Here is a 26,110-nt window from a genome sequence, read left to right on the forward strand (position 1 = left end):
TCACGATGCGCGGGGCGGTACGCCGCCGCGTGTCGCCGCCGGGCGCGGCCAGGGCCAGCAGCCGGTCGAGCTCCTGCCGCCGGCCGGTGAAGTCGGGCGTGTCCGGCGGGAGTTGGGACAGTCGGGGGATGGCCGGGGCGGCCTGTACGGCGGGCACGGTGAGGGCGGCGGACGCGCCGGGGGCGAGGGCGGTGACGGGCACGGGGGCGGTGACGGGTACGGGCATCGCGGCCGGTACCGCCTGCGCCCCGCCCGGCGCGGCAGCGGCCCGGCGGCCGGCGCGGCGGGCCGGGCCGGCTCCCCGCCGGGCTCGGAGCCCCGTACGAGATGGGCCGGGGTGGCCACACCCAGCGAGGGAGCCGCGCTGAGCACGTCCTGCTGGAGCTTGCGGACCCAGTCGGAGGGCTCGATGCCCAGTTCCCGTACGAGGTTGCGGCGCAGCCGGGTGAAGGCGTCCAGCGCGGTGGCGCGCTGCCCGCAGCGGTGGGCGGCGAGCACCAGGTCGGCGGCGAGCCGCTCGTTCAGCGGGTGTTCGGCGGTGAGCTGGCGCAGTTCGTCGAGGAGCGCGCCGTGCCGGCCGAGCTGGAGGTCGGCCTGGACGCGCATCTCCAGGGCGCTCATCCGCGTCGCCTCGATCCGGGTGATGCGGGCGGCGAGTTCGGGTCCGGCCGGTACGTCGGCGAAGGCGTCGCCGCGCCACAGGGCGAGGGCCCCGCGCAGGGTGGCGGCTGCCTCATCGGCCCGGCCCGCGTCAAGAGCGGTCCGGGCCGTTCCCACGCGGCGTTCGAAGTCCCAGAGGTCGACTTCTTCCGGGCGCAGTCGCAGCAGGTATCCGTTCGTGCGGGTCTCCAGCCGCTCCGGGGCCTGCCGGCCGAGCGGCCGGTCGAGGGCCCGACGCAGTTGGTACACGTACGTCTGCACGGTCTTGCGGGCCAGGCGCGGGGGGTCCGCCTCCCAGAGTTCCTCGATCAGCGCGGTGAGCGGCACCGGCCGGCCGGCGCGCAGCAGGAGGACCGCGAGGACGCGTCTGACCTGCGGGGCCGTCGGGGTTCTGGGGACTCCGTCCAGGGTCACGTCGAGGGGGCCGAGTACGCCGATCCGCAGCGCCGGCTCGCCGGGTGCGGCGGGTTCCCGCGAGACCAGCGCGATGGACTCCATGGACGGCTCCTCTCTGCACGGTGCGCCCTACCGGCCCGCCGCTTCGAAAACATACGCGGATGGCGGTATACAGCCGGTCACTCCTCGCTATGGTTCCGCTCGCGTTCGCGGGGCGACCGCGCCGGGCCCGGGAGGTCGGGCGGCACGAGGGCCTCAGGGGTGGGTGTTCCAGCCGGCCACCACCGGAAGTCCGTGCTCCGTGGAGAGCACGCTGACGGTGCCGGTGCGCAGCAGGAAGAGTCGGCCGTCCGTCGGGGGCAGGCCGAGGTAGCGGGCCGTCAGCACGCGCAGGAAGTGGCCGTGGGCGACGAGGACGACGTCGCCCCGGTCGGCGCGCAGGACCGTTTCGACGCGGGCCAGGACCCGGTCCGCGCGGGCACCGACCTGGGCGGCGTTCTCGCCGGGGTGATGGCCGTCGCCCGGCGGGACGCCGTCGGTCCACAGCGACCAGTGGGGGTGGGTGCGTTGGATTTCCGCGGTGGTGACGCCCTCGTAGCCGCCGTAGTCCCATTCGTGGAGGTCGGGGTCCGGGACGCCGTCGCCCAGTCCGGCGAGTTCGGCGGTGGCGACGGCCCGGCTGAGGGGGCTGGTCAGCACCAGGGCGGTGTGGCGGTCGTGGAAGAACGGGGCCAGGGAGATGGCCTCTTCGACCCCGGTGGCGGTCAGCGGCACGTCCGTCAGCCCCGTATGGCGCCCGTTCGCGCTCCAGGCCGTCTCACCGTGTCGTACCAGCAGAAGATCACTCATGCTCGGGACCTTAGCGGCCGACTCCCGGCGCGGGCACGGGGGTCACGGTACGTCGCGGGAGCGGCCTCGTCGGAAGCGCTCCAGGCCGTCGGCGAGGGAGACCAGCGGGTCCGGATAGTCGTACGCCGCCCGCTGCGCACCCGGCAGCCGCCACGGCTCGTGGACGGCCGGCGCGGGCAGCCCGGCCAACTCCGGCACCCAACGGTGCACGTAGCGGCCCTCGGGATCGTGGCGCAGGCCCTGTCGGACGGGGTTGAGGACCCGGTTGGGGCGGGTGTCGGTGCCCGTGCCCGCGACCCACTGCCAGTTGAGCTGGTTGTTCGCCACGTCCCCGTCGACGAGGAGGTCCAGGAAGTGGCGGGCTCCGACGCGCCAGTCCACGTAGAGGGTCTTGGTCAGGAAGCTCGCGGCGAGCAGCCGGGCCCGGTTGTGCATCCATCCTTCGTGGCGCAGTTGACGCATGGCGGCGTCGACCACCGGGTAACCGGTGCGGCCCTCCTTCCAGGCCCGGATCTCATCCTCGGCGGCCGGTCCGGTGCGCCAGTGGTCCTGGCGGGGGCGGTAGTCCTCGACGGCGGCCCGGGGGCGGGCGGCGAGCACCTGGTGGTGGAAGTCACGCCAGCACAGTTGGCGGACGAAGGCCTGCGCTCCGGCGCCGGGCGCGGTGGCGCAGCGGTGGACGGCCTCCGAGGGCGAGAGGGTGCCGAAGTGCAGGTGCGGGGAGAGGCGGGAGGTGCCGTCGGCGCCGAGGTCGTCGTGGACGTCCTCGTAGCGGGTGATGCCGGCGCGCAGCCAGTCGGTCAACAGCCGGCGGGCGCGCGTCTCGCCGCCGCGCGCGAGCTCGGGGGAGGTCCCGGTGACGGCGGAGCGGCGGGGCAGCTCCTCGGAGCCGATGCCCTCGGGGACGCGTACGCGGCGCGGCGCGGGTGCGACGGCCCTCAGGGGCAGTTCCCGCCAGCGGCGCAGGTACGGCGTGAACACGGCGAAGTGGTCGGTGCCGGAGCCGCTGGGAAGCACCGCCCCGGGCGCGACGGCGGTGACGACCGCGTCGTGGACGTACAGGCGCCGGCCCAGGGCCTCCAGGGCACTGCGCAGGCGCTCCTCGCGGGCCTGGGCGTAGGCGCTCACCCCGGCGGCGACGTGGACCTCGACGGCCTCGGCCTCCACGACGAGGGCGCGGACCTCGGCGACGACGTCTCCGGAGCGGACGACGAGGCGGCCGCCGCGTTCGCGCAGTCCGGCGTCGAGGTCGGCGAGGCAGTCGGCGAGGAAGGCCAGCCGGTTGGGTACGGCGAAGCCGGCCGCGTCGACGGCCCGGTCGCGGACGAAGAGCGGGACCACCCGATCACAGGAGGAGAGGGCGGCGCGCAACGGCGGATGATCGTGTAAGCGCAGGTCGGAGGTGTACAGGACCACCGCGGTGTTCATCGTGCTCGGGCTCCGATCAGGCTCTACGCGTGGCTGCCGTCGTCCGGTCCTTCGCGCGCGGGGGACTCGGCGGACGCGTCGCCGGTCGGTTGCCCCGGCGTCCGCTCCGCGCGTCGGGCGGCGAGAGCGATGTTGCGGGCCATTCCGCCGAAAACGACGGCGTGGAAGGGCGACACGCTCCACCAGTACAGGTGTCCGAGCAGCCCGCGCGGGTGGAACAGGGCCCGCTGCCGATACCGGGAGCCTGTCGGGCCGCCGCCCTCCTCCCCGCCGGCGCCGCCCCCCGCCGGCGCGTCGTCCACGTACAGCTCCAGCCAGGCCAGGCCCGGGAGTCGCATCTCGGCGCGCAGCCGCAGCAGCCGGCCCGGTTCGATCTCCTCCACCCGCCAGAAGTCGAGCGAGTCGCCCACCCGAAGCCGGGCGGCGTCGCGTCGGCCGCGTCGGATGCCGACGCCGCCGACGAGCCGGTCCAGCCACCCGCGTACCGCCCAGGCGAGCGGGAAGGAGTACCAGCCGTTGTCCCCGCCGATCGCCTCGATCACCTGCCAGAGCGCGGCCGGTGGGGCGTCGACGTCGCGTTCCCGCTCGTCGGTGTAGAGACTGCCGCCGGCCCAGTCGGGGTCGGTGGGCAGTGGGTCGCCGGCGGCCCCGGGCACTGACGCGTTGGACCAGCGGGTGGTGACCTTGGCCTCCCGCACCCGCTGGAGGGCCAGGGCGAGGGCCCGGTCGAAGCCGATCGGGGAGCCGGGCGGATCGGGGACCCAGCGGGCGATGTCGTGCTCGTCGCAGACCACCTCGTGGCGCAGCGATTCGGCCAGCGGACGGGCGAGGCCTCGCGGAACGGGTGTGACCAGGCCGATCCAGTGGCTGGACAGCCTCGGCGTCAGCATCGGTACGCGCAGGATCAGCCGGCGGGGCAGCCGCGCCACGGCGGCGTAGCGGTGCATCATCTCCTCGTACGTGACCACGTCCGGGCCGCCGATGTCGAAGGCCCGGCTGACCTCGGGCGGCATGACGGCGCTGCCGACGAGGTAGCGCAGGACGTCGCGGACGGCGATGGGCTGGATCCGGGTGCCGACCCAGCTGGGGGTGACCATGACGGGCAGTCGTTCGGTGAGGTAGCGCAGCATCTCGAAGGAGGCGGAGCCGGAGCCGATGATGACGGCGGCGCGCAGCACGGTGGTGGGGACACCGGAGGCGAGGAGGATGTCCGCGACCTCGGCGCGCGAGCGCAGGTGCGGGGAGAGCTTGTGCGGGGGGACGTCCGCGGGGATCAGGCCGCCGAGGTAGACGATCCGGCGGACCCCGGCGGCGCGGGCCTGTTCGGCGAAGATCCGGGCAGCCTCGCGGTCGCGGTCCTCGAAGCGGTCGCCGGTGCCGAGGGCGTGCACGAGGTAGTAGGCGACGTCGATGCCGCGCAGGGCCGCGGCGACGGAGGGGGCATCGGTGACGTCGCCCCGGACCACCTCGGCGCGGCCGGCCCAGGCGTGGTCGCGCAGCCGCTCGGGGGAACGGGCCAGGCACCGCACGCGGAAGCCCACGTCGAGGAGTTCGGGCACCAGTCGCCCGCCGATGTATCCGGTGGCCCCGGTGACCAGGCAGTGCAGGCCGGTCATGGACGTCTCCGTTCCTCGTGGGCCACCGCACCCGTGCTCGCCCGTGCTCCCCCACGCTCCACCCATGATCCGCCGGCACGGCCGATCCCGCTCCCTCGGACGGGGCCATTGGTACAGTCCAGGCATGGCGGTGGACGAGCTCGACACCCGAATCCTGCGCCTGCTGATCGAGCAGCCGCGCACCAGTGTCCGGGAGTACGCCCGGATCCTCGGCGTCGCGCGCGGCACCCTCCAGGCCCGGCTGGACCGGCTGGAACGCACCGGGGTGATCACCGGCACCGGTCCCGTGCTCTCCCCCGCCGCGCTCGGACACCCGGTGCTCGCCTTCGTGCACATCGAGGTGACGCAGGGGCATCTGGACGAGGTGGGCGACGCGCTGGCCTCCGTACCCGAGATCATCGAGGCGTTCTCGATCACCGGCGGGGGCGACCTCCTCACCCGGGTGGCGGCCCGGGACAACGCACACCTGGAGGACGTGATCCAACGCCTGATCCGGCTGCCCGGCGTGGTCCGCACACGGACCGAGGTGGCCCTGCGCGAGCGGGTCGCGCACCGGCTGCTGCCGCTGGTCGAGTCCGTGGGACGAGCCGCTCGCAAACCCTGACAGGATGACCGAGGAAGGCACACGACCGGCAGGACGGGCACAGCGGATGATTTCCGTCATATTCGATCTCGACGGCACCCTCGTGGACAGCGAACCGAACTACTACGAGTCGGGCCGCCGCACCCTGGAGCGGCACGGGGTCCCCGATTTCACCTGGGAGCAGCACTCCCGCTTCATCGGTATAGGCACCCTGGAGACGTTGGAGATCCTCAAGGAGCGCTACGCCCTGTCGGCCCCGGTGGAACAGCTCCTGGCGGAGCAGAACGCGGCCTACCTGGAACTGGCCCGTATCGCCACGCCGGCCTTCCCGCGGATGCGCGCCTTCGTGGAACGGCTGCACGCCGAGGGCGTCGCGATGGCGGTGGCGTCCGGTTCCTCGCGCGCGGCGATCGACGCGGTCCTGGCGGGCACCGGCCTGGACGCGCTGCTGACCACGGTGGTCTCCGCCGAGGAGGTCGCGCACGGCAAGCCGGCCCCGGACGTGTTCCTGGAGGCCGCCCGCCGGCTGGGCGTGCCGCCCGCCGACTGCGTGGTCGTCGAGGACGCGGCGCCCGGCGCGGTGGCCGCCCGCGCGGCGGGGATGGGCTGCGTGGCGGTCCCCTACGTCGCGGACACCGCCGGGGATCCGGCCTTCGCGTCCGCCGGGCTGCTCTTCGCGGGCGGCCAGGCGGAGTTCAGCGCGGAGGCGGCGTACGACTGGCTCAGCGCCCGCGGCGTCGCCTGAGCCGCCGAGAGGGCTCGACGCGCGGGAAGATCCGGACGGCCCGGCGAGTTGGTAGAACCGTGAACGATATGGCGCGGGGCGCGGCGGATGCGGATACGGAAGCGGCGGATGTCGACGTGGTCGACGTGGTGGTCATCGGCGCCGGACAGGCGGGGCTGTCCAGCGCGTACCACCTGAGCCGGGCGGGGATCGACCACGTGGTCCTGGACCACGCGCCGCGCCCCGGCGGGGCCTGGCAGTTCCGCTGGCCCTCGCTGACCTACGGCAAGGTGCACGGGATGCACGCCCTGCCCGGCATGGAGCTGGTCGGCGCCGACCCGCTGCGGCCCTCGTCCGAGGTCATCGGCGCGTACTTCGCCGCCTACGAGGAACGCTTCGACCTGCGCGTACGCCGCCCCGTGGACGTACGCGCCGTACGCGACGCGGGCGAGCGGCTGCGCGTGGAGACCTCGGCGGGGTCGTGGTCGGCGCGAGCGCTGATCAACGCCACCGGGACCTGGGACCGGCCGTTCTGGCCGCGCTACCCGGGGCAGGAGCTGTTCCGGGGACGGCAGCTGCACACCGCGAACTACCCGGGGCCCGAGGAGTTCGCGGGCGCCCGGGTCGTCGTCGTGGGCGGCGGCTCCTCGGGCGTGCAACACCTGCTGGAGATCGCCGAGGTGGCGGCGGAGACCACCTGGGTGACCCGGCGGCCCCCGGTGTTCCGCGAGGGGCCGTTCGGCGAGGTCGAGGGCCGGGCGGCGGTGGCCCTGGTGGAGGAGCGGGTCCGGCGGGGACTGCCCCCGCGCAGCGTGGTCAGCGTGACCGGGCTCGCCCTGACCGACGCCGTGCGGGGCGGGCTGGAGTCGGGGGTGCTGGACCGGCAGCCGATGTTCGACCGGCTCACCCCGACCGGCGTGGCCTGGGCGGACGGGCGTCGCGTGGACGCCGACGTGATCCTGTGGGCCACCGGATTCCGCGCCGCCGTCGACCACCTGGCGCCGCTGCGGCTGCGCGAGAGCGGGGGCGGCATCCGCGTGGAGGGAACCCGGGCGGCGCGCGACGAGCGCGTCCACCTGGTCGGCTACGGCCCCTCGGCCTCCACCATAGGCGCCAACCGCGCCGGCGCCGCCGCCGTACGCGACCTCCGCCGCCTCCTGACCACCCCGGCGCAGTCCCCGACCACGGCTTAGGGGGTGGCGGTCGGGGCGTCTGTCGGGAAGGTGCGGTCGGGGGTGTTCGCCTCGCGGGACTCGCGGTTCGCGTAGACGTACCCCACGCCGTCGAGGACCCGTAGCTCCGGCTCGGTCCAGTGTTCGTCGGGGCCGGGGACGAACACGTACTCCCGGCCGCGCTCGGCGTCGTAGACCGCCAGCGAGACGATGGCGTACAGCCAGTCGCCGATGTCCCCGAGCCCTTGCGCCGGGTGGTCTTCGGGCCCCTCGATCTGGATCACGTAGAAGCGGTCCTGGTGCCAGTACCCGCCGTTGTCCAGCATCCTGCCCTCCGCGACCGGTACGCCGTCCACCCACAGCCGCGCCAAGGCCGCGTTGTCGCGGAGCAGGAACACCGCCCTGTGGCGGTCGCCGGTGGTGAAGTCCACCTGGATCCCGTGCGGGGTCACGAGGTCGACGAAGTCGCCGCACGCCCCGGGTGTCGGGCCGTAGCGGTGGTGCGGCGCCCCGTCGACCGGCGGCTCCGGCTCGTCCTGGGAGCAGATCTCGGGGGCGCGGCAGGGGCGGTCCCCCCTGCGCGTGCAGCCCAGCCCCAGCGCGGCGAGGTCGCGGGGCGCGGCCCCGGACAGCAACTCGGCGAGCCGCTCGGCGTAGCGGTCCGCGCCGACCAGGGCGGTGATCTCCTCCTCGCGGTACCACCACAGGAGCAGGTCGACCCCGTGCGGGGAGCGGGCGAGCCACCGTCGCCAGTCGGCCACCTGACGCCCCCACAGCCGCTCCACCACCGCGCGCCCGGCCTTCTCGGCGGCCTCCTCCTCCGACATCCCGCCCCCGGGCTCGGACACGGGCTCGGCTCCGGGCTCGGGTTCGACCACGGACCCCGGCTCCCGCTTCGGCTTCGCCTTCCACGGCCACTTCACCGCGCACCACCCCCGTTTCGCCGCCGACCCGGCAGCGGCACGGCTGCCGATGGTAGGGGCCGAGGCGCCCGTGGCGCCGCCGCATTACCGCCCCGGGCCCGCCGCCGCACGGAGCCGGTTGGACTCCGCGACGCGCTTCTTGTGCTCGTCGTACGTGGTGGCCGTCTGGTACGGGGTCATGCCGTGCGCCTTGGCGCCGTCCGCGACGGCCTTCGTGGCGAGCTTCTCGTGGGCCGCCCGCACCATGTACGCGAGCGGCGTGGCGGCGTGGACTTCGAGGTCACCTTCGCCTCGGCCGGCAGGGCCGGTCCGACGGCGGCGACGCCGCCTCACAGGTCATACGATCACACGTTCACCGGAGCGGGTACGGGGTCCTTGGCGTCGCCCCGCCCGTTGACCTGCCCGGACGTCTCCGCCGCCGTCCGCGCGGCGGCGTCCCGGTCCCGGCGGACCAGCGCGGCGTACCGGCCGCCCATCCCCAGCAGTTCCTCGTGCGTGCCGCGCTCCGCTATCCGACCGCCGTCGAGGACGACGATCTGATCGGCGTCGCGCACCGTGGAGAGGCGGTGGGCGATGGTGATGGTGGTACGACCGTGCGAGAGGTTGTCGATGGCACGCTGCACCGCGTGCTCGGTGCGGGTGTCGAGGGCGCTGGTGGCCTCGTCGAGGATCAGCACCGGCGGGTCGCGCAGGATGGTGCGGGCGATCGCCAGGCGCTGCTTCTCGCCGCCGGAGAAGCGGTAGCCGCGCTCGCCGACCAGCGTGTCGTACCCGTCGGGCAGGGATGCGATGTGGTCGTGGATCTGGGCGGCGCGGGCCGCCTCGACGATCTCCTCGTCGGTGGCGTCGGGCTTGGCGAAGCGGAGGTTGTCGGCGACCGAGGCGTGGAAGAGGTACGTCTCCTGGGAGACGACGCCTATGGAGCGGGCCAGCGAGTCGAAGTCGAGGTCGCGTACGTCCACCCCGTCGAGGGTGACCCGGCCGCCGGTCACGTCGTAGAGGCGCGGCACGAGGTAGCTGAGGGTGCTCTTGCCGGACCCGGTCGGGCCGACCACGGCGAGGGAGCCGCCGGCCGGGACGGTGATGTCGATGCCGGTGAGCGTGGGGCCGCTCTTCGCGTCGTAGGCGAAGTGCACGTCCTCCAGGCGGACCTCGCCCTTGGCGCGCTCCAGGCGCACCGGGTCCCGGCGCTCGGTGATGTCCACCGGCAGGTCGAGGTACTCGAAGATGCGGGCGAACAGGGCGAGCGAGGTCTGGATCTGCACGCCGGTCGACAGCAGGCTCACAGCCGGCCGGAACAGGCCCTGTTGGAGGGTGACGAAGGCGACGAGCGTGCCCACGGAGAGGGAGGGGGCTCCGGTCTGGAGGGCTATGCCGGCCGCCCAGTAGATCAGCGCGGGCATCGCGGCCATGACGATGCCGATCGTGGACATCCGCCAGCGCCCGGCCATGCTGGAGCGCACCTCCAGCCCGACGAGCTTGTCCGACTCCTGTGAGAAGGCGGCGGTCAGGGACTCCGAGCGGCCCATGGTGCGGCCGAGCAGGATGCCGCTCACCGAGAGGGATTCGGTGACGGTGGCTGCCATCGCCGCCATCTGGCGCTGCCGCTGCATGGTGATCTTCTTGCGCTCGCGGCCGACCCGGCGGCTGATCCACACGAAGAGCGGCAGGAGGAGCAGCGAGACCAGCGTGAGCCGCCAGTCGAGCGCCAGCATCGCGACGACGGAGGCGATGACGGCGGTCAGGTTCGACACGAGGGAGGTCGCGGTCGAGGTGACCGTGGCCTGCATGCCCCCGATGTCATTGGCTATGCGGGACTGCACCTCACCGGTGCGGGTGCGGGTGAAGAAGGCCAGCGGCATGCGCTGGAGCCGGCCGTAGACGGCGGTCCGCAGGTCGTGCATGACGCGCTGGCCGACCGTGGTGGAGATCAGGGTCTGGAGCACGCCGAAGACGCTGGTCACGACGGCGGTGAGGATCATGCCGAGCGCCAGCAGGCTGAGCAGTCCCGTACGCCCCTGCGGGATGGCGACGTCCAGGATCTCCTTGAGCAGGAACGGCGAGGCCACGCCGACCAGGGAGGAGGCGGCGACGAGCGCGCCGACGACCGCGAGCCGGCCGCGGTAGGGGCGGAACAGGCCGACGATGCGGCGCAGCTCGCGCGGGCGCTCCGCCGGGGCCGGGCGGGAGGGGTCGAGGGCTTCGTTCGATGGGATCCAGTCCGGTTCTTCGGGGCGCATGGGCCTCCTTCTGACGCGACTCCGATGAGCTTAGCTCATTGTTACCTATACTCACAATGAATCGGGTCCTGGTACTGTTTCCCAGTATGAGCACCGGTTCCGACACCGACACCCGCGAGAGCGCCGCCCGGGACTCCGCCGACGGCACGCGGGACACCACCGACGGCGTCCTCGCCGAGCAGCTGCTGCGCCTCACGCGCCGGCTCCACCGCATCCAGAAGCGGTACATGGAACCGCTCGGGATCACCCCCGCCCAGGGCCGGCTGCTGCGCCTCGTCTCGCACTACGGCGGCGGTCAGCCGCCCCGCATGGCCGATCTGGCCGCGCGGCTGGAGGTCGTCCCCCGCGCCGTGACCACCCTCGTGGACGGGCTGGAGGCGGCCGACTGCGTGCGCCGCGTACCCGACCCGGCGAACCGGCGCGTGATCCGGATCGAGCTCACCGAAACCGGCCGCGCCACGCTACGCCGTCTGCGTAACGCGCGAACCGACGCGGCAGAGGAGATCCTGGCTCCATTGACCGCCGAACAGCGCGAGGTGCTCGGCGGCCTGCTGGACGCGCTGGCGGACGCCCCGGCGGAGCGGCGCGCCTGCTGAAGCGGGCCCGCCGAGCGCGCCTGCCGAGCATCTGCCGAGCAGGCCGCCCCGTCCTCCGCGCCGACGGACCGCGACGCACGAGGGAGGGCGACCATGCCGCTGCTGGAACCGGAGCCGGGGGCGCTGCGCCCGCGCACCCCCCGCGGCCCGTCCCCCGACCGGGTCCCGGACCGGCCGGCGGCCGGCACCCCCGCGACCCTGCGCACCGAGCTGGCCGAACTGCTGGGCGCCGAGAAGGTGCTGTGGAAGGTCTCCGACCTGGTCCGCTACGCCACCGACGCCTCCCCGTACCGCTTCGTGCCGCAGGTCGTGGTGATCGCCGAGGACATCGACGACATCTCGGCGGTGCTCTCCTACGCCCACGGCCGACAGCGCGAGGTGGTCTTCCGCGCCGCCGGGACCTCCCTCAACGGCCAGGCTCAAGGCGAGGACATCCTGGTCGACGTACGCCGCCACTGGGCCGGGATCGAGGTCCTCGAAGAGGGCCTGCGCGCCCGGATCCGGCCCGGCACCACCGTCCAGCGGGCCAACGCCGCGCTCGCCCGGCACGGCCGGATCCTGGGTCCCGACCCGGCCAGCGCCCTCGCCTGCACCCTCGGCGGGGTCGTCGCCAACAACGCCTCCGGCATGACCGCCGGCACCACCCGCGACTCCTACCGCACCCTGTCCTCCCTCACCCTCGTCCTGCCGACCGGCACCGTGGTCGACACGGCCGACCCGCTCGCCGACGAGGAGCTGGCCCGCGCCGAACCCGCGCTCTGCCACGGCCTGATGGAGATCAAGCACGAGATCGAGGCCGATCCCGCACTCGTCGCCCGGATCCGCGCCAAGTACGCGATCAAGAACACCACCGGCTACCGGCTCGACGCCTACCTCGACGGCACGACCCCCGTCGAGATCCTGCGCGGCCTCATCGTCGGCTCCGAGGGCACCCTCGGTTTCATCGCCGACGTCGTCTTCGACACCCTGCCCTTGGACCGCGAGCTGCTGAGCGCCCTGCTGTTCTTCCCTTCCCTGCCGGCGGCGGCCGCCGCCGTACCGCTGTTCAACGAGGCCGGCGCCCTCGCCGTCGAGCTGATGGACGGCAACACCCTGCGCGCCTCGGTCAGCGTGGCGGGCGTACCCGCCGACTGGGCGCTGCTGCCCAAGGACACGACGGCGCTGCTGGTCGAGTTCCGCGCCCCCGACCGGGCCGGGCGCGAGGAGTACGAGCGGCGGGCGGCGGCGCTGCTGCCGCGCCTGGACCTGGTGGCGCCGGTCGCCTCCGTCACCAACGCCTTCACCCGCGACCCCGCCGTCATCGCCGGCTATTGGAAGGCCCGCAAAGCCTTCGTGGCGGCCGTCGGCGGCGCCCGCGCGCCGGGCACGACCCTCATCACCGAAGACTTCGCCGTCCCGCCGGCCCGGCTCGCGCAGGCCTGCGAGGCCCTCCTCGAACTCCAGGCGGCGCACGGGTTCGACGCGGCCGTCGCCGGTCACGCCGCCCACGGCAACCTGCACTTCCTGCTCGCCTTCGACGCCGCCGACCCCGCCGACGTGGCCCGGTACGGGGCCTTCATGGAGGCCTTCTGCCGGCTGACGGTCGAGCGGTTCGACGGATCGCTGAAGGCCGAGCACTCCACCGGCCGCAACATGGCGCCCTTCCTGGAACTGGAATGGGGGCCGCGGGCCACGGAACTGATGTGGCGCACCAAGCGGATCATCGACCCGGACGCGATCCTCGCCCCGCGGATCGTCCTCGACCGCGACCCCCGCGCCCATCTGCGGGGCCTGAAGACCATCCCTCGGGTGGAGGCCGTCACCGACCCGTGCATCGAGTGCGGCTTCTGCGAACCGACCTGCCCCAGCAAGGACCTGACGACCACGCCGCGCCAACGGATCGCGCTGCGCCGCGAGATGATGCGCCAGGCCCCGGGCTCCCCCGTCCTCGACGCGCTGCTCGACGCCTACGGCTACGACGCCGTCGACACCTGCGCGGGCGACTCCACCTGCCGTCTCGCCTGCCCGGTCGGGATCGACACGGGCGCGCTGATGAAGGACTTCCGCCACCGTCGGCACTCCGCCCGCGAGGAGCGGGCCGCCGCCCTGGCCGCCCGCCGCTTCAGGGCCGTCGAGGCCGCCGCGCGCCTCGCCGTCGGCGCGGCCGACACGCTCACCGCCCGGGTCGGGGACCGGCCGCTGGCGGCGGTGACGGAGGCGGCGCGCAGGCTCGTACGCCCCGACCTGGTGCCGCGGTGGCTGCCTCAGGTCCCCGGCGCCGCGGCCCGCGGGCTGCCCGCGACCCGGCGCGTGGGCGCGGCCGCCGTGTACTACCCGGCCTGCGTCAACCGGATCTTCGGCGGGCCCGACGGCGATCCGGGGCCCTCCCTGCCCGAGGCGGTGGTGGCCGTGTCGGAGCGGGCCGGGAAGCCGGTGTGGATCCCGCGCGACGTGACCGGAACCTGCTGCGCGACGATCTGGCACTCCAAGGGCTACGAGGAGGGCGCCCGCCTGATGGCCAACCGGATCGTGGCCGCCGCCTGGGGCTGGACGGCGGGGGGTCGGCTGCCGTTGGTGGTCGACGCCTCCTCCTGCACCCTGGGCATCGCCCGCGAGGTGGTCCCGTACCTGACCGACGACAACCTCGCCCTCCACAGGGCGCTGCGGATCGTGGACTCGGTCGTCTGGGCCGCCGAAGAACTGCTGCCCCGCCTGGAGATCCGGCGTACGGTCGGCTCGGCCGTCCTCCATCCCACCTGCTCCACCCTCCATCTGGACGACGAGGGGCGGCTACGGGCCGTGGCCGAGGCCTGCGCCGAGGAGGTCGTGGTCCCGGACGACGCCGGCTGCTGCGCCTTCGCCGGGGACCGGGGGATGCTGCACCCGGAACTGACGGACTCGGCGACGGCCCGCGAGGCGGCGGAGGTGACGGCCCGGACGTTCGACGCGTACGTGTCCGCGAACCGCATGTGCGAGGTGGCGATGCACCGGGCGACCGGGCACCCGTACCGGTCGGTGCTGCTGGAACTGGAGCGCGCCACCCGTCCCTGACCGACGCCGTACGCGGACCTTTTCGCGTCAGGCCTTGGCCAACGCAAAATCGATTGCCGGGCGCCCGTCCGGACGGCGAACCTTGTTCGGGTTCCACCACTCGAATCATGGGGCGTCATGCAGATCAGTGATCTTCCGTATCCGGATCCCGGAGTACCCGACGCCCGATCCGGCCCCCGGCTGCTGCTGTGGCTCGGCCGGGGACAACTCGGCGGCCAGGCCAAGAGCCTGGCGTGGGGCGTACTGCACTTCTGCGGGGTCACCGCCCTGCCCTACGCGGTGGGCCTGGGCGTCGACGCGGTCGTCCGGCGCGACGGGCGGGGGCTGCTGCTCGTCGGCGCCCTCATGGTCGTCCTCGGCGTCGCGATCTCCGTCGGCGACGCGATGCTGCACCGTACGGCCGTCACCAACTGGATCACCGCGGCCGCGCGCGTGCAGCAGTTGCTCGCCCGCAAGACCGCCGAACTGGGTTCGGCCCTGACCCGACGGGTCGCCGCCGGCGAGGTGGTGGCGGTGTCCACCGCCGACGTCGAGAAGATCGGCTGGTTCGTCGAGGCCGTCTCCCGCTTCCTCGCCGCCGTGGTCGCCGTCGTCGCCATCTGCGTCGGCCTGCTGTTCTACGCGCCGGCCATCGGCGTGGTCGTCGCCGTGGGCGTCCCCGTGCTCGCCCTGTCCGTGCTGCCGCTGCTGCCGCGCGCCACCCGGCGCGCCGACGTCCAGCGCGAGAAGGCGGGCAAGGCCACCGAACTGGCCTCCGACACCGTGGCGGGCCTGCGCGTGCTGCGCGGCATCGGCGGCGAGGAACTGTTCCTGGGACGCTACCGCGAGGCCTCGCAGCAGGTCCGCCAGGCCGCCGTGCGCAGTGCCCGGATGTGGGCGCTGATCGCGGCGATCCAGGTGCTGCTGCCGGGCATCCTGCTGATCGCGGTCGTCTGGTACGGCTCGGCGCTGGTCCTGGACGGTCGGCTGGAGGTGGGTGAACTCGTCGCGGCCTTCAGCGCGGTGGCCACCCTGCTGTACCCGCTGCGGCACTTCCAGGAGATCGCGATGGCCTACTCCTTCTCGCGGCCGTCCGCCACCCGCGCGGCCCGCGTCCTGGCCCTGACGCGAACGGAGTCCGACGCCGCCGACGCCGTGGACGCGAGTGCGGCGGAGCCGGTGGCGGCCCCGGCGCCGGGCGGCGACCTGTACGACCCCGTGACGGGGCTGGTGGCCCCGGCCGGGCGGTTCACCGCCGTGGTGTGCGGGGACCCGGACCTGGCGGGGCGGCTCGCCGAACGCCTGGGCGGCCACCCGCTGGACAGCGCGGCCGAGGGGCCCTCGGTGCTGCTCGGCGGGGTCGCGTTGGACGCGCTCGCGCTGGACACGGCACGCGCGCTGGTCCTCGTACAGGACAAGGATCCGGTGCTGCTGTCCGGGACGCTGCGCGAGCTGCTCGACGTACCGGCCTCGGGAGCGGTGGCCCCCGAGCCGGCCCTGTCGGCGGCGCAGTGCGGCGACGTGCTGGACTCGCTCCTGCAGTCCGCGCCCGAGGGGATCGCCGATCCGATGGACGCCCGGATCACCGAACGCGGCCGGTCCCTCTCCGGCGGGCAGCGCCAGCGCCTCGCGCTGGCCCGTTCCCTGGTGACCGACCCGGAGGTCCTCGTCCTGGACGAGCCGACCTCGGCGGTCGACTCCCATACGGAGGCCCGGATCGCCGACGGGATCACCGCCCTGCGCGCCGGACGCACCACCGTGGTCCTGGCGTCCTCGCCACTGCTGCTGGACCGCGCAGAACGGGTCGTCCTCGTCCACGAGGGCCGGGCCGCGGCGACGGGCACGCACCGCGAGCTCCTGCGGACCGACCCCCGCTACCGGGCCGTCGTCACGCGCGAGACGGACGAGGAACGGCGACTGGCCGACATGGAAGAAGCACTCACAGAGATCGAGGAATCCGCATGATCGGCGTGGCACCGCCGCAGTACGATCCGGCAGCCCCCGAGACCGCCGCGACCCTGCCCGTGGGCACCTCGGCGACCGTACGGGGCTACGTGCGCGGCCTGTTCCTGCGCCACCGGCGGGCCTTCGTGCTGCTGGTGACGGTCAACGCGGTCGCGGTGGTCGCCTCCATGGTCGGCCCGTACCTGCTGGGACGGGTGGTGGACGACCTCGCGCGCGGCGCGCGGGAGCTCCACCTCGGCTGGGTGGCACTGGCGTTCACGGTGGCCCTGGCCGTGCAGACCCTCTTCACGCGGATGGTGCGGCTGCGCGGGGCGATGCTCGGCGAGGAGATGCTCGCCGACCTGCGCGAGGACTTCCTCGTGCGTTCCGTCGGCCTGCCGCCGGGTGTGCTGGAGCGGGCCGGTACCGGTGACCTGCTGTCGCGGATCACCACCGACATCGACCGGCTGGCCGAGGCGATGCGCGAGGCCGTGCCGCAGCTGGCCATCGGCGTGGTGTGGGTCTCGCTGCTCTTCGGGGCGCTCGCGGTGACCGCGCCGCCGCTGGCCCTGGCCGCGCTGGTGGCGCTGCCGGTGCTGGTGATCGGCTGCCGGTGGTACTTCCGCCGGGCTCCCTCCGCGTACCGCTCGGAGGCGGCGGGGTACGCGGCGGTCGCGGCGGCGCTCACCGAGACCGTGGACGCGGGCCGCACCGTCGAGGCGCACCGCCTGGGCGAGCGCCGGATCGAACTGTCGGAGCGGCGGATCAAGGAGTGGACGGCCTGGGAGCGGTACACGCTGTTCCTGCGTACGGTCCTCTTCCCGGTCGTCAACGTCACCTACGTGACCATCCTCGGCTCGGTGCTGCTGATCGGCGGCTACTGCGTGCTGCGGGGCTGGATGTCGGTGGGGCAGCTGACGACGGGGGCGCTGCTGGCGCAGATGATGGTCGACCCGATCGGGCTGATCCTGCGCTGGTACGACGAGTTGCAGATCGCGCAGGTGTCGCTCGGTCGGCTGGTGGGGGTCCACGAGATCGAACCCGACGGCGGGGACGAGGCCGTCACGCCCGAGGGGCGTGGCGTGCGGGCGGACGAAGTGCGCTTCGGGTACCGGGAGGGCGTGGACGTCCTGCACCAGGTGTCGATGTCCGTGCCCCCCGGCACCCGGATGGCGCTCGTCGGGCCCTCCGGGGCGGGCAAGTCCACCCTCGGGCGGCTGCTGGCGGGCATCTACGCGCCCCGGACCGGCGAGGTCACCCTCGGTGGCGCGCGGTTGTCGCGGATGCCGGCGGAGCGGGTCCGGGAGCACGTGGCCCTGGTCAACCAGGAGCACCACGTGTTCGTCGGCTCGCTGCGCGACAACCTGCGCCTGGCGCGGGCGAACGCGGCGGACACCGAACTGTGGGCGGCGCTGGGCGCGGTGGACGCGGACGGCTGGGCCCGTGCCCTGGACGCCGGTCTGGACACCGAGGTCGGCTCCGGTGGGAGCGCGCTGACACCGGCGCAGGCGCAACAGGTGGCGCTGGCCCGCCTGGTGCTGGCGGACCCGCACACGCTGGTGCTGGACGAGGCGACGTCGCTGCTGGACCCGAGGGCGGCCCGGCACCTGGAGCGTTCGCTGGCCCGGGTGCTGGACGGCCGCACGGTCATCGCCATCGCCCACCGCCTCCACACCGCGCACGACGCGGACGTGATCGCGGTGGTGGAGGAGGGCCGGATCAGCGAGCTCGGCTCCCACGACGATCTGGTGGCGGCCGACGGCGCCTACGCGGCCCTGTGGCGCTCCTGGCACGGCTGAGACCCCCACCCGACAAGGGGGCGCGTGGGCGGCGGCCGACTAGGAGGTGTCCGGCGGGTCAGGGTCGGATAGGCCGCGGCGTCTGGTGCGGTGCATCGCAAGGCCGCCGGAGCGTCTTGATAGCGGAGCTATCGGGACGTTTCGGCAACGCGGCGAGGCGCCGTGCCAGACGCCGCGGGCCCGGCCATGATCCGCCGGACACCTCCTAGATGAACCCGAGGGCCGACGCGCCGCCCACGCCGCCGAGCAGCATGAACACCGGCATGAGCACCTTGAGCTCCACCCAGCTGCCCGCCCGGAAGCGCATCCCCTTCGGCGGGCCGATCGGGTACCAGCGCTTGCCGGCGATCGGCAGGGGCCACAGGATCGGGCAGCCGGAGACGGTCAGCGCGTCACCGATGTCGTGGACGAGGGCGCCGAGCAGGACCGGCAGGCCGAGCCAGAGGTATTCCTGACCGGGGCCGGTGAACAGCCAACCGGCGCCGTTGCCCGGCTGGTCCAGGACACCCGCCAGGATCCAGGCGCTGGTCGCGCCGAGGAGCCAGACGAGGATGTCGCTGGACATCCGGGCGGCCCGCCACAGCAGGCCTTCGACGGCCAGCACGAGGTGGACGAAGAGCAGGAGGAGCACGCCCCAGCGGTCGATGGTCACCGCGAGCACGGAGGAGCCGGCGCCGATGACCACGGCCCAGACCCAGGTGTGGGTCAAGGTGCGGTGGCCGCCGGTGCGGCGTGCGTCGCGCGGGGAGCGGGTGGCCTTGTAGACGGCGTAGGAGATCTTGTCGACCACCTCGCACAGGCCCCGGGAGAGGGGACCGAAGGCGCGGGAGATCGTCGCCGACTTGTGGTCGAGGTCGGGGGCGAGCGCGGCGCCCGCGCAGATGAGGGCGCCGACGACGAGGACCGGCCAGGGCATCGGGTGTCCGGCCGCGGCTGTCGCGGCACCCACCCCCAGCCAGGCCGCCGCCCCGGACAGTGAGTGCGCCGGACCCATCATGCTCGTTACCCGCCCCGGTCCTGTCGTGGTGGGGCCCGGTTGAGGGATTCGTTCGGGCCGCCTCGACGGCACAGCGTACCCGTGATGATCTTCCTTGGGTCCGCCGGTTCCCTCTTCCGGTGAGAAGCCAGGCAAGATGGGGGGTGTGACCCTCATTGATCAGCTCCCGCCGAACGCCGACCCCGATGCCCTCTTCGAGGCTTTCTCCTCGTGGGCGGAGGACCAGGGCATCACCCTGTACCCGGCTCAGGAGGAGGCGCTGATCGAGGTCGTCTCCGGGGCGAACGTGATCCTTTCCACCCCGACGGGCTCCGGCAAGAGCCTCGTCGCCGCCGGCGCCCACTTCACCGCGCTGGCCCAGGACAAGGTGACCTTCTACACGGCGCCGATCAAGGCGCTGGTGTCGGAGAAGTTCTTCGACCTGTGCAAGCTGTTCGGCACCGAGAACGTCGGCATGCTGACCGGCGACGCCTCCGTGAACGCCGACGCTCCCATCATCTGCTGCACCGCCGAGGTGCTGGCCTCGATCGCGCTGCGCGACGGCAAGTACGCGGACATCGGCCAGGTCGTGATGGACGAGTTCCACTTCTACGCGGAGGCGGACCGCGGTTGGGCGTGGCAGATCCCGCTGCTGGAGCTGCCGCAGGCGCAGTTCGTCCTGATGTCGGCGACGCTCGGCGACGTGAAGCGGTTCGAGGAGGACCTGACCCGGCGCACCGGCCGGCCGACCTCCGTGGTCCGCTCGGCGACCCGGCCCGTGCCCCTGTCGTACGAGTACGTCACCACCCCGATCACGGACACCATCACCGAACTGCTGGAGACCCGGCAGTCCCCCGTCTACATCGTGCACTTCACGCAGGCCCAGGCGGTCGAGCGGGCGCAGTCGTTGATGAGCATCAACATGTGCACCCGCGAGGAGAAGGACAAGATCGCCGAGCTGATCGGCAACTTCCGCTTCACCACCAAGTTCGGGCAGAACCTCTCCCGGTACGTGCGCCACGGCATCGGCGTGCACCACGCGGGCATGCTGCCCAAGTACCGGCGGCTCGTGGAGAAGCTGGCGCAGGCCGGTCTGCTGAAGGTGATCTGCGGTACCGACACCCTGGGCGTGGGCGTCAACGTCCCCATCCGCACGGTGCTGTTCACGGCGCTCACCAAGTACGACGGCAACCGGGTGCGCACGCTGCGGGCCCGCGAGTTCCACCAGATCGCCGGACGCGCCGGCCGGGCCGGTTTCGACACGGCCGGCTTCGTGGTCGCGCAGGCCCCCGAGCACGTCATCGAGAACGAGAAGGCCCTCGCGAAGGCCGGTGACGACCCGAAGAAGCGCCGCAAGGTGGTCCGCAAGAAGGCTCCCGAGGGCTTCGTGGCCTGGTCGGACACCACCTTCGAGAAGCTGATCGCGGCCGACCCGGAGCCGCTGACCTCGCGCTTCAAGGTCACCAACATCATGCTGCTGTCGGTCATCGCGCGGCCGGGTGACGCCTTCCAGGCGATGCGCCACCTGTTGGAGGACAACCACGAGCCGCGCAAGGCCCAGTTGCGGCACATCCGCCGGGCCATCGCGATCTACCGCTCGCTCCTGGACGGCGGCGTCGTCGAGAAGCTGGACACCCCGGACGCGGAGGGCCGCACGATCCGGCTCACCGTCGACCTCCAGCAGGACTTCGCGCTGAACCAGCCGCTGTCCACCTTCGCGCTGGCCTCCTTCGACCTGCTGGACCCCGAATCCCCCTCGTACGCGCTGGACATGGTCTCGGTCGTCGAATCCACGCTGGACGACCCGCGCCAGATCCTGGCCGCCCAGCAGAACAAGGAGCGCGGTATCGCCGTCGGGGCGATGAAGGCCGACGGGATCGAGTACGAGGAGCGGATGGAGCGGCTCCAGGACGTCACCTACCCCAAGCCGCTCGAAGAGCTGCTGCTCCACGCCTACGACGTCTACAGCAAGAGCCACCCGTGGGTCCGTGACCACCCGGTCTCCCCGAAGTCGATCATCCGCGACATGTACGAGCGGGCGATGACCTTCAGCGAGTTCACCTCCTTCTACGAGCTGGCCCGCACCGAGGGCATCGTCCTGCGCTACCTGGCGAGCGCGTACAAGGCGCTGGACCACACCATCCCCGACGACCTGAAGTCCGAAGACCTCGAAGACCTCATCGCCTGGCTCGGCGAACTGGTCCGCCAGGTCGACTCCAGCCTGCTCGACGAGTGGGAGCAGCTGGCGAACCCGGAGGTGGAGACGGCGGAGCAGGCCCAGGAGAAGGCCGACCAGGTCAAGCCGGTCACGGCGAACGCCCGTGCCTTCCGCGTGCTCGTCCGCAACGCGATGTTCCGCCGGGTGGAGCTGGCCGCGCTGGACCACGTCGACCAGCTGGGCGAGCTGGACGGCGAGTCCGGCTGGGACGCCGACGCCTGGGGCGAGGCCATGGACGGGTACTGGGACGAGTACGACGACCTCGGCACCGGCCCCGACGCGCGCGGCCCGAAGCTCCTCCAGATCGAGGAGGACCCCGCGCACGGGCTGTGGCGCGTCCGCCAGACCTTCGCCGACCCGAACGGTGACCATGGCTGGGGCATCAGCGCCGAGGTCGACCTCGCGGCGTCCGACGAGGAGGGCCGGGCCGTCATCCGGGTCACCTCGGTCGGCGAACTCGGCGCACTCTGATCGCGGCAGTGCGACGGCCGGACCCGACAGTGGACAACGTGGAGAAGGTGGAGAACCCGAGATGACGAACCCCGCCGAGAGACTGGTCGATCTGCTCGACCTGGAGCAGATCGAAGTCAACATCTTCCGGGGCGCGAGCCCCCAGGAGTCCCTCCAGCGCGTGTTCGGCGGGCAGGTCGCCGGCCAGGCGCTGGTGGCCGCCGGCCGCACCACCGAGAGCGACCGCCCGGTCCACTCGCTGCACGCGTACTTCCTGCGCCCCGGCATTCCCGGGGTGCCGATCGTGTACCAGGTGGAGCGGGTGCGCGACGGGCGTTCCTTCACGACCCGCCGCGTCACCGCGGTCCAGCAGGGCAAGACCATCTTCAATCTGACCGCCTCCTTCCATCACCCGGAGGAGGGCAGCATCGAGCACCAGCTGCCTCCCCGCCTCGACTTCCCGCACCCGGACACGCTCCCGAAGGTCGCCGACGAGATCCGCGAGCACCTGGGCGCGCTGCCCGAGGCCCTGGAGCGGATGGCCCGCCGCCAGCCCTTCGACATCCGGTACGTGGACCGGCTCCGTTGGACCCCCGAAGAGCTCAAGGACGCCGATCCGCGCAGCGCGGTGTGGATGCGGGCGGTCGGCCCCCTGGGCGACGACCCGCTCGTGCACACCTGCGCCCTCACCTACGCCAGTGACATGACCCTCCTCGACGCCGTGCGCATCCCCGTGGAACCGCTGTGGGGCATGCGCGGTTTCGACATGGCCTCCCTGGACCACGCCATGTGGTTCCACCGGCCGTTCCGGGCGGACGAGTGGTTCCTGTACGACCAGGAGTCGCCCATCGCGCACGGCGGCCGCGGCCTGGCCCGGGGCCGTATCTACGACCTGGAGGGCAGGCTGCTGGTCTCCGTGGTGCAGGAGGGCCTCTTCCGGCCCTACTCCCCGAAGACCCCGCCGGCCGGTCCGACCGTCTGAGCCGCCGTCCACCGCCTTCCCGACCCGGAGAACCGAGCCACCATGTCCACCCCGGACCGTCCCTGCCCCTGCGGGCTGCCCGCCACCTACGCGACGTGCTGCGGCCGTTTCCACTCCGGCGCGCGGGCGGCCCCGACCGCGGAGCTGTTGATGCGCTCGCGCTTCAGCGCCTTCGCCGTCGGCGACACCGCCTACCTGCTGCGCTCCTGGCACTCCACGACCCGGCCGGCCCGGCTGGACCTGGATCCCGGGCAGTGTTGGGAGCGGCTGGAGATCCTCGCCACCGAGCGCGGCGGGATGTTCGAGACCCGGGGTTCGGTGGAGTTCCGCGCGCACTACCGCGAGGGCGGGCACACGGGTTCGCTGCGCGAGCACAGCGACTTCGCCCGGGAGGGCGGGGCCTGGGTCTACGTCGGCCCCCTGTCCCCCGTCGAGTTCGACTGAGCCCGCGCCCCGGTCAGCGCGAAGTCGAGGCTGGTGCGGTACCAGTCGACCTCCTCCGGGGAGTCCGCGCGCAGCAGTCCCCGGGCCACCGCCTCGGCCGCCGGCACCTGCGGGTGGCCGTAGGGCGGCGGCGGTGCGAGCGCGGCGAGCACGATCCGTTCGAGCGGGTCGGGCACGGCCGCCCGCAGCGCCTCCTCGGGCAGTACGGAAGCCAGCACGGCGGCCCGCTCCCACGGGTCGGCGGTCCCTCTCAGCAGCAGCCCCACATGCCGGGCCCGCCATCGGCGCGGGCGCAGATCCGCCCGAGACCGGACCAACTCCAGGTCGCGCGGGGACGCGACCCCGCTCAACATCCCCGGCTCCCGCGCGGCGAACTCCCGCAGCTCCGCGACCGGGTACACCCAGACGACGACCCGGTAGCGGTTGATCCGGTAGCCGAGCGGCGTGAGGTGCCCGCAGCGCGCGAGCCGGGTGAACCGGCTCGGCCCGACGCCCAACGCCTCCGCGCACGCGTCGACACCGGCGACGGTGGTGACCCGGGCGCGCAGCGCCTCGGGGAACCCCTCCTCCGCCTTGACCCGCTCCAGCTCGGCCCGCGCGAACCTCGCCGAGCCTCCCGGACCCCGCGGGCCCGGCCGCACCAGTCCCAGCTGTACGGCCCGCACGAACTCACCCCGGCTCAGGCCCAGTTCCCCGGCCGCCCGGACCCCGCCGAGCAGCGTCTGCGGGCGCGCCTCCACTCGTAGAGCCTGTCGTTCCGGGCCATCGTCCGTACCCCTGTCCACGGACGTACGCACCGGCGCTTCCACGTTCATCACGGCCTCCCCCACGAGCGTCGATCACTCTGTGTGAAGACCGTAACTCCGCGCGACGACATCGCGCGAGGCCTGTGGATAACTCCCGAACGAGCCCCCGAACGAACCCCGGAACGGCCCCCGTCAGCCCCCGGTGATACGCCGCTCCGCGACGCCCAGGTGCTCCCCGACCCGGTTGACGAGCAGCGTCATCTCGTACGCCACCTGCACGATGTCGGCCTCGGCCGCGCTCAGCGCGCACAGACAGCTGCCCGAACCGGCCGCCACCACGAAGAGGAAGCCCTCGTCGTACTCGACCATGGTCTGGCGCACCTCACCCGCCCGGAAGTGCCGCCCCGACCCCTTGGCCAGGCTCTGCAACCCGGCCGCCACGGCCGCCAGGTGCTCCGCGTCCTCCCGCGCGAGTCCGGCGCTCGCCGCCGTCACCAGCCCGTCGTTCGACAGCACCACCGCGTGCCGGACCTGTTGGACCCTGCGCGTCAGATCGTCCAGAAGCCAGTCGAGCTGCTTGTCCAGTGCCATTTCCAGCCCCTCCCCGTCGACGCGGCCGACGTGGCCGCGCCCCACCCCGCGTAGTCGTCCCGCCAGCCTTCCCCACCAGCGGCTTTGGGGCAAGGAGGATGGACCCATGGCACGGAAGATGACTCAAGAGGAATGGCGGGCGTTCGTCTCGCGCTCCACCCGCACCGGGAAGCTGTCCACGGTCCGCGCGGACGGAAGCCCGCACATCGCTCCGATCTGGTTCGTTCTCGACGGCGATTCCTTCGTTTTCAACACCGGTGCCCATACCGTCAAGGGGCGGAATCTGGCCCGTGACGGCCGGGTCGCCCTCTGCGTGGACGACGACCGCCCGCCCTTCTCCCACGTCGTCCTGGAGGGACGGGCGAAGATCAGCGGGTACGAGGAGGACCCGGAGGACATGCTCCGCTGGGCGACCCGCATCGGCGCCCGCTACATGGGTGAGGAGCACGGCGAGGCGTTCGGCCGCCGCAACGGCGTCCCCGGCGAACTCCTCGTCCGCGTGCCCATCGACAAGGTGATCGCCGTGGCCGGCATCGCGGACTGACCGCTCCCCTTTCCATTTCCCTTTCCCCTCCGCCGACCACTCCCCCGCCGGTCCCGTGTCACACGGGACCGGCGGGGGGCGACACCGAGTCGAGCAGCCGGGCGGTGTGCACCCGCCCGGCGTGCTCGACCAGCCTGATCAGCACTTCCTTCCCCGAGTCCCGGTCCCGCGCGTCACACAGCACCACCGGGGTCCCCTGATCCAGGTCCAACGCCCGCGCCACCTCGTTCGCGTCGTAACGACGCGCGTCGGCGAAACAGTTGACGGCCACCACGAACGGGATCCGCCGGTGCTCGAAGTAGTCGACGGCCGGGAAGCAGTCCTCCAGCCGCCGGGTGTCGGCCAGGACCACCGCGCCCAGCGCGCCCTGCGAGAGCTCGTCCCACAGGAACCAGAACCGGTCCTGGCCGGGCGTCCCGAACAGGTACAGCGACAGGCCCTCGCGGATCGTGATCCGCCCGAAGTCCATGGCGACGGTCGTCGTGGTCTTACGGTCCACCCCGGCCGTGTCGTCGACCAGTTCGCCCGCCTCGCTCAGCAGTTCCTCCGTCCGCAGCGGTCGGATCTCGCTGACCGCGCCGACGAGCGTGGTCTTGCCGACGCCGAAACCCCCGGCCACGAGGATCTTCAGCGCGAGTGCGGCCAGCTCCTCCTCTTCGCCGTCACCCGAACCCGCAGGTCCCGGATCCGCAGGTCCCGGATCCGCAGGTCCCGAATCCGCATGTCCCGAACCCGCCTGCCCCGCCGGCCCGTTGTCGTGCAGTCCCATCACAGTGCTCGCAATCCCTCGATGACTTCCCGCAGAATCCGCTCGTCGGGCAGCCGCGCGGGCGGCACCGGGCGGCTGACCTTGACGTGCCCCGCCTCCAAGAGATCCCCCAGCAGGACCCGTACGACGCCCACCGGCAGGTCCGCGTCGGCGGCGAGTTCGGCCACCGACTGGGTCTCGGCGCGGCAGAGTCCCAGCAGCGCCCGGTGTTCGGGGCCCAACAGGGCCTCGTCCGCGTCGTCGGCGGCCGTGTCCACCACGACCAAGGCGATCAGGTCGAACCGGACCCCGTGCGGTCCGGGCTTCGTCCGCCCGCCGGTCATGGCGTACGGGCGTACGAGCGGCCCCGCCTCGGCGTCGTACCACCGGCCGCCCGCCTTGCCGCCCCCTCTGCCGTCCCCTCCGCCGGCCCACCGGCCGTCCGGCGTGCCGTCCGTCGTGCCGTCCACGG

The 26,110-nt window shown here is 73.2% G+C and carries 23 protein-coding genes; 11 read left to right on the plus strand and 12 right to left on the minus strand.

Annotated features, from left to right (window positions below):
* From M4D82_RS05045 to M4D82_RS05060, 4 genes are all read right to left on the minus strand, one after another.
* Positions 1-1,158: an AfsR/SARP family transcriptional regulator gene (locus M4D82_RS05045; RefSeq protein ID WP_249764877.1), complete on the minus strand. Its 1,158-nt coding sequence runs from the start codon at positions 1,156-1,158 to the stop codon at positions 1-3.
* A 153-nt stretch (positions 1,159-1,311) separates the two neighbouring features.
* Positions 1,312-1,905 carry a histidine phosphatase family protein gene (locus M4D82_RS05050; RefSeq protein ID WP_249764878.1) on the minus strand — a complete coding sequence of 198 codons (594 nt, stop codon included), beginning with the start codon at positions 1,903-1,905 and terminating at the stop codon, positions 1,312-1,314.
* 42 nt (positions 1,906-1,947) lie between these two features.
* Positions 1,948-3,333 carry a cryptochrome/photolyase family protein gene (locus tag M4D82_RS05055; protein WP_249764879.1) on the minus strand — a complete coding sequence of 462 codons (1,386 nt, stop codon included), beginning with the start codon at positions 3,331-3,333 and terminating at the stop codon, positions 1,948-1,950.
* Between the two features lie 23 nt (positions 3,334-3,356).
* The gene (locus M4D82_RS05060; protein ID WP_249764880.1) at positions 3,357-4,949 is read right to left on the minus strand and encodes an SDR family oxidoreductase; all 1,593 of its coding nucleotides are present in this window, start codon (positions 4,947-4,949) and stop codon (positions 3,357-3,359) included.
* A 124-nt stretch (positions 4,950-5,073) separates the two neighbouring features.
* On the opposite strand from M4D82_RS05060, the gene M4D82_RS05065 reads away from it, so the two are divergent.
* From M4D82_RS05065 to M4D82_RS05075, 3 genes are all read left to right on the plus strand, one after another.
* Entirely contained in the window at positions 5,074-5,553 is a 480-nt protein-coding gene (locus M4D82_RS05065) for an Lrp/AsnC family transcriptional regulator (RefSeq protein WP_249764881.1), read from the plus strand.
* A gap of 46 nt (positions 5,554-5,599) precedes the next feature.
* A complete protein-coding gene (locus M4D82_RS05070) occupies positions 5,600-6,277 on the plus strand; it encodes an HAD family hydrolase (RefSeq protein WP_249764882.1) in 678 nt (225 codons plus the stop codon).
* 68 nt (positions 6,278-6,345) lie between these two features.
* On the plus strand, positions 6,346-7,449 hold the full coding sequence (locus tag M4D82_RS05075) for an FAD-dependent oxidoreductase (RefSeq protein ID WP_249771478.1): 1,104 nt from the start codon (positions 6,346-6,348) through the stop codon (positions 7,447-7,449).
* Here M4D82_RS05075 and M4D82_RS05080 read toward each other — a convergent pair.
* The 3 genes from M4D82_RS05080 to M4D82_RS05090 all read right to left on the minus strand — a co-directional run bounded on the left by M4D82_RS05080 (position 7,446) and on the right by M4D82_RS05090 (position 10,591).
* Positions 7,446-8,276 (minus strand): hypothetical protein, encoded by an 831-nt coding sequence (locus M4D82_RS05080; RefSeq protein WP_249764883.1) that lies wholly within the window; start codon positions 8,274-8,276, stop codon positions 7,446-7,448. The two genes, M4D82_RS05075 and M4D82_RS05080, sit on opposite strands and share 4 nt — an antisense overlap.
* Before the next feature lie 159 nt (positions 8,277-8,435).
* On the minus strand, positions 8,436-8,684 hold the full coding sequence (locus M4D82_RS05085) for a hypothetical protein (protein WP_249764884.1): 249 nt from the start codon (positions 8,682-8,684) through the stop codon (positions 8,436-8,438).
* An 11-nt stretch (positions 8,685-8,695) separates the two neighbouring features.
* Positions 8,696-10,591, minus strand: coding sequence for an ABC transporter ATP-binding protein (locus M4D82_RS05090; protein WP_249764885.1), 1,896 nt, complete (start codon positions 10,589-10,591; stop codon positions 8,696-8,698).
* Between the two features lie 86 nt (positions 10,592-10,677).
* Between M4D82_RS05090 and M4D82_RS05095 the strand changes: the two genes are divergently transcribed.
* The 4 genes from M4D82_RS05095 to M4D82_RS05110 all read left to right on the plus strand — a co-directional run bounded on the left by M4D82_RS05095 (position 10,678) and on the right by M4D82_RS05110 (position 17,939).
* On the plus strand, positions 10,678-11,187 hold the full coding sequence (locus M4D82_RS05095) for a MarR family winged helix-turn-helix transcriptional regulator (RefSeq protein WP_249764886.1): 510 nt from the start codon (positions 10,678-10,680) through the stop codon (positions 11,185-11,187).
* A gap of 93 nt (positions 11,188-11,280) precedes the next feature.
* A complete protein-coding gene (locus M4D82_RS05100; RefSeq protein WP_249764887.1) occupies positions 11,281-14,217 on the plus strand; it encodes an FAD-binding and (Fe-S)-binding domain-containing protein in 2,937 nt (978 codons plus the stop codon).
* A 117-nt stretch (positions 14,218-14,334) separates the two neighbouring features.
* The gene (locus M4D82_RS05105; RefSeq protein WP_249764888.1) at positions 14,335-16,161 is read left to right on the plus strand and encodes an ABC transporter transmembrane domain-containing protein; all 1,827 of its coding nucleotides are present in this window, start codon (positions 14,335-14,337) and stop codon (positions 16,159-16,161) included.
* Positions 16,158-17,939 carry an ABC transporter ATP-binding protein gene (locus M4D82_RS05110; RefSeq protein WP_249764889.1) on the plus strand — a complete coding sequence of 594 codons (1,782 nt, stop codon included), beginning with the start codon at positions 16,158-16,160 and terminating at the stop codon, positions 17,937-17,939. Before M4D82_RS05105 ends, M4D82_RS05110 begins: the two co-directional genes overlap by 4 nt.
* 205 nt (positions 17,940-18,144) lie before the next feature.
* On the opposite strand, the gene M4D82_RS05115 is transcribed toward M4D82_RS05110, so the two are convergent.
* On the minus strand, positions 18,145-18,936 hold the full coding sequence (locus tag M4D82_RS05115) for a metal-dependent hydrolase (RefSeq protein ID WP_249764890.1): 792 nt from the start codon (positions 18,934-18,936) through the stop codon (positions 18,145-18,147).
* A 145-nt stretch (positions 18,937-19,081) separates the two neighbouring features.
* Here M4D82_RS05115 and M4D82_RS05120 point away from each other — a divergent pair, with 145 nt between their 5' ends.
* The 3 genes from M4D82_RS05120 (at position 19,082) to M4D82_RS05130 (ending at position 23,009) form a co-directional block, all read left to right on the plus strand.
* Complete coding sequence (locus tag M4D82_RS05120) at positions 19,082-21,604, plus strand: DEAD/DEAH box helicase (RefSeq protein WP_349637044.1); 2,523 nt, start codon at positions 19,082-19,084, stop codon at positions 21,602-21,604.
* A 61-nt stretch (positions 21,605-21,665) separates the two neighbouring features.
* A complete protein-coding gene (locus M4D82_RS05125) occupies positions 21,666-22,565 on the plus strand; it encodes an acyl-CoA thioesterase (protein ID WP_249764892.1) in 900 nt (299 codons plus the stop codon).
* Positions 22,566-22,607: 42 nt separating this feature from the next.
* The gene (locus M4D82_RS05130; protein WP_249764893.1) at positions 22,608-23,009 is read left to right on the plus strand and encodes a YchJ family protein; all 402 of its coding nucleotides are present in this window, start codon (positions 22,608-22,610) and stop codon (positions 23,007-23,009) included.
* Here the strand turns inward: M4D82_RS05130 and M4D82_RS05135 are convergent.
* Together M4D82_RS05135 and M4D82_RS05140 are read right to left on the minus strand one after the other, a co-directional pair.
* Positions 22,973-23,749: a DUF6397 family protein gene (locus M4D82_RS05135; RefSeq protein WP_249764894.1), complete on the minus strand. Its 777-nt coding sequence runs from the start codon at positions 23,747-23,749 to the stop codon at positions 22,973-22,975. The two genes, M4D82_RS05130 and M4D82_RS05135, sit on opposite strands and share 37 nt — an antisense overlap.
* Before the next feature lie 198 nt (positions 23,750-23,947).
* On the minus strand, positions 23,948-24,346 hold the full coding sequence (locus M4D82_RS05140) for a roadblock/LC7 domain-containing protein (RefSeq protein WP_042800536.1): 399 nt from the start codon (positions 24,344-24,346) through the stop codon (positions 23,948-23,950).
* 106 nt (positions 24,347-24,452) lie between these two features.
* Here M4D82_RS05140 and M4D82_RS05145 point away from each other — a divergent pair, with 106 nt between their 5' ends.
* Entirely contained in the window at positions 24,453-24,890 is a 438-nt protein-coding gene (locus M4D82_RS05145) for a PPOX class F420-dependent oxidoreductase (RefSeq protein WP_249764895.1), read from the plus strand.
* 58 nt (positions 24,891-24,948) lie between these two features.
* On the opposite strand, the gene M4D82_RS05150 is transcribed toward M4D82_RS05145, so the two are convergent.
* Positions 24,949-25,659 carry a GTP-binding protein gene (locus tag M4D82_RS05150; RefSeq protein WP_502988873.1) on the minus strand — a complete coding sequence of 237 codons (711 nt, stop codon included), beginning with the start codon at positions 25,657-25,659 and terminating at the stop codon, positions 24,949-24,951.
* Complete coding sequence (locus M4D82_RS05155; RefSeq protein ID WP_249764896.1) at positions 25,659-26,108, minus strand: DUF742 domain-containing protein; 450 nt, start codon at positions 26,106-26,108, stop codon at positions 25,659-25,661. The genes M4D82_RS05150 and M4D82_RS05155 overlap by 1 nt, the downstream gene beginning before the upstream one ends.
* Positions 26,109-26,110: the final 2 nt, after the last annotated feature.

This window comes from Streptomyces sp. RerS4 (genome assembly GCF_023515955.1).
Classification (GTDB): Bacteria; Actinomycetota; Actinomycetes; order Streptomycetales; family Streptomycetaceae; genus Streptomyces.

What these genes read in the sequence shown, in the direction of transcription:
- M4D82_RS05055 (WP_249764879.1), bottom strand. Translation starts at nt 3,333, where the DNA reads ATGAACACCGCGGTGGTCCTGTACACCTCCGACCTGCGCTTACACGAT.
- M4D82_RS05130 (WP_249764893.1), top strand. Translation starts at nt 22,608, where the DNA reads ATGTCCACCCCGGACCGTCCCTGCCCCTGCGGGCTGCCCGCCACCTAC.
- M4D82_RS05060 (WP_249764880.1), bottom strand. Translation starts at nt 4,949, where the DNA reads ATGACCGGCCTGCACTGCCTGGTCACCGGGGCCACCGGATACATCGGC.
- M4D82_RS05095 (WP_249764886.1), top strand. Translation starts at nt 10,678, where the DNA reads ATGAGCACCGGTTCCGACACCGACACCCGCGAGAGCGCCGCCCGGGAC.
- M4D82_RS05110 (WP_249764889.1), top strand. Translation starts at nt 16,158, where the DNA reads ATGATCGGCGTGGCACCGCCGCAGTACGATCCGGCAGCCCCCGAGACC.
- M4D82_RS05045 (WP_249764877.1), bottom strand. Translation starts at nt 1,158, where the DNA reads ATGGAGTCCATCGCGCTGGTCTCGCGGGAACCCGCCGCACCCGGCGAG.
- M4D82_RS05115 (WP_249764890.1), bottom strand. Translation starts at nt 18,936, where the DNA reads ATGATGGGTCCGGCGCACTCACTGTCCGGGGCGGCGGCCTGGCTGGGG.
- M4D82_RS05050 (WP_249764878.1), bottom strand. Translation starts at nt 1,905, where the DNA reads ATGAGTGATCTTCTGCTGGTACGACACGGTGAGACGGCCTGGAGCGCG.
- M4D82_RS05125 (WP_249764892.1), top strand. Translation starts at nt 21,666, where the DNA reads ATGACGAACCCCGCCGAGAGACTGGTCGATCTGCTCGACCTGGAGCAG.
- M4D82_RS05140 (WP_042800536.1), bottom strand. Translation starts at nt 24,346, where the DNA reads ATGGCACTGGACAAGCAGCTCGACTGGCTTCTGGACGATCTGACGCGC.
- M4D82_RS05105 (WP_249764888.1), top strand. Translation starts at nt 14,335, where the DNA reads ATGCAGATCAGTGATCTTCCGTATCCGGATCCCGGAGTACCCGACGCC.
- M4D82_RS05065 (WP_249764881.1), top strand. Translation starts at nt 5,074, where the DNA reads ATGGCGGTGGACGAGCTCGACACCCGAATCCTGCGCCTGCTGATCGAG.
- M4D82_RS05070 (WP_249764882.1), top strand. Translation starts at nt 5,600, where the DNA reads ATGATTTCCGTCATATTCGATCTCGACGGCACCCTCGTGGACAGCGAA.
- M4D82_RS05100 (WP_249764887.1), top strand. Translation starts at nt 11,281, where the DNA reads ATGCCGCTGCTGGAACCGGAGCCGGGGGCGCTGCGCCCGCGCACCCCC.
- M4D82_RS05150 (WP_502988873.1), bottom strand. Translation starts at nt 25,659, where the DNA reads ATGGGACTGCACGACAACGGGCCGGCGGGGCAGGCGGGTTCGGGACAT.
- M4D82_RS05075 (WP_249771478.1), top strand. Translation starts at nt 6,346, where the DNA reads ATGGCGCGGGGCGCGGCGGATGCGGATACGGAAGCGGCGGATGTCGAC.
- M4D82_RS05090 (WP_249764885.1), bottom strand. Translation starts at nt 10,591, where the DNA reads ATGCGCCCCGAAGAACCGGACTGGATCCCATCGAACGAAGCCCTCGAC.
- M4D82_RS05145 (WP_249764895.1), top strand. Translation starts at nt 24,453, where the DNA reads ATGGCACGGAAGATGACTCAAGAGGAATGGCGGGCGTTCGTCTCGCGC.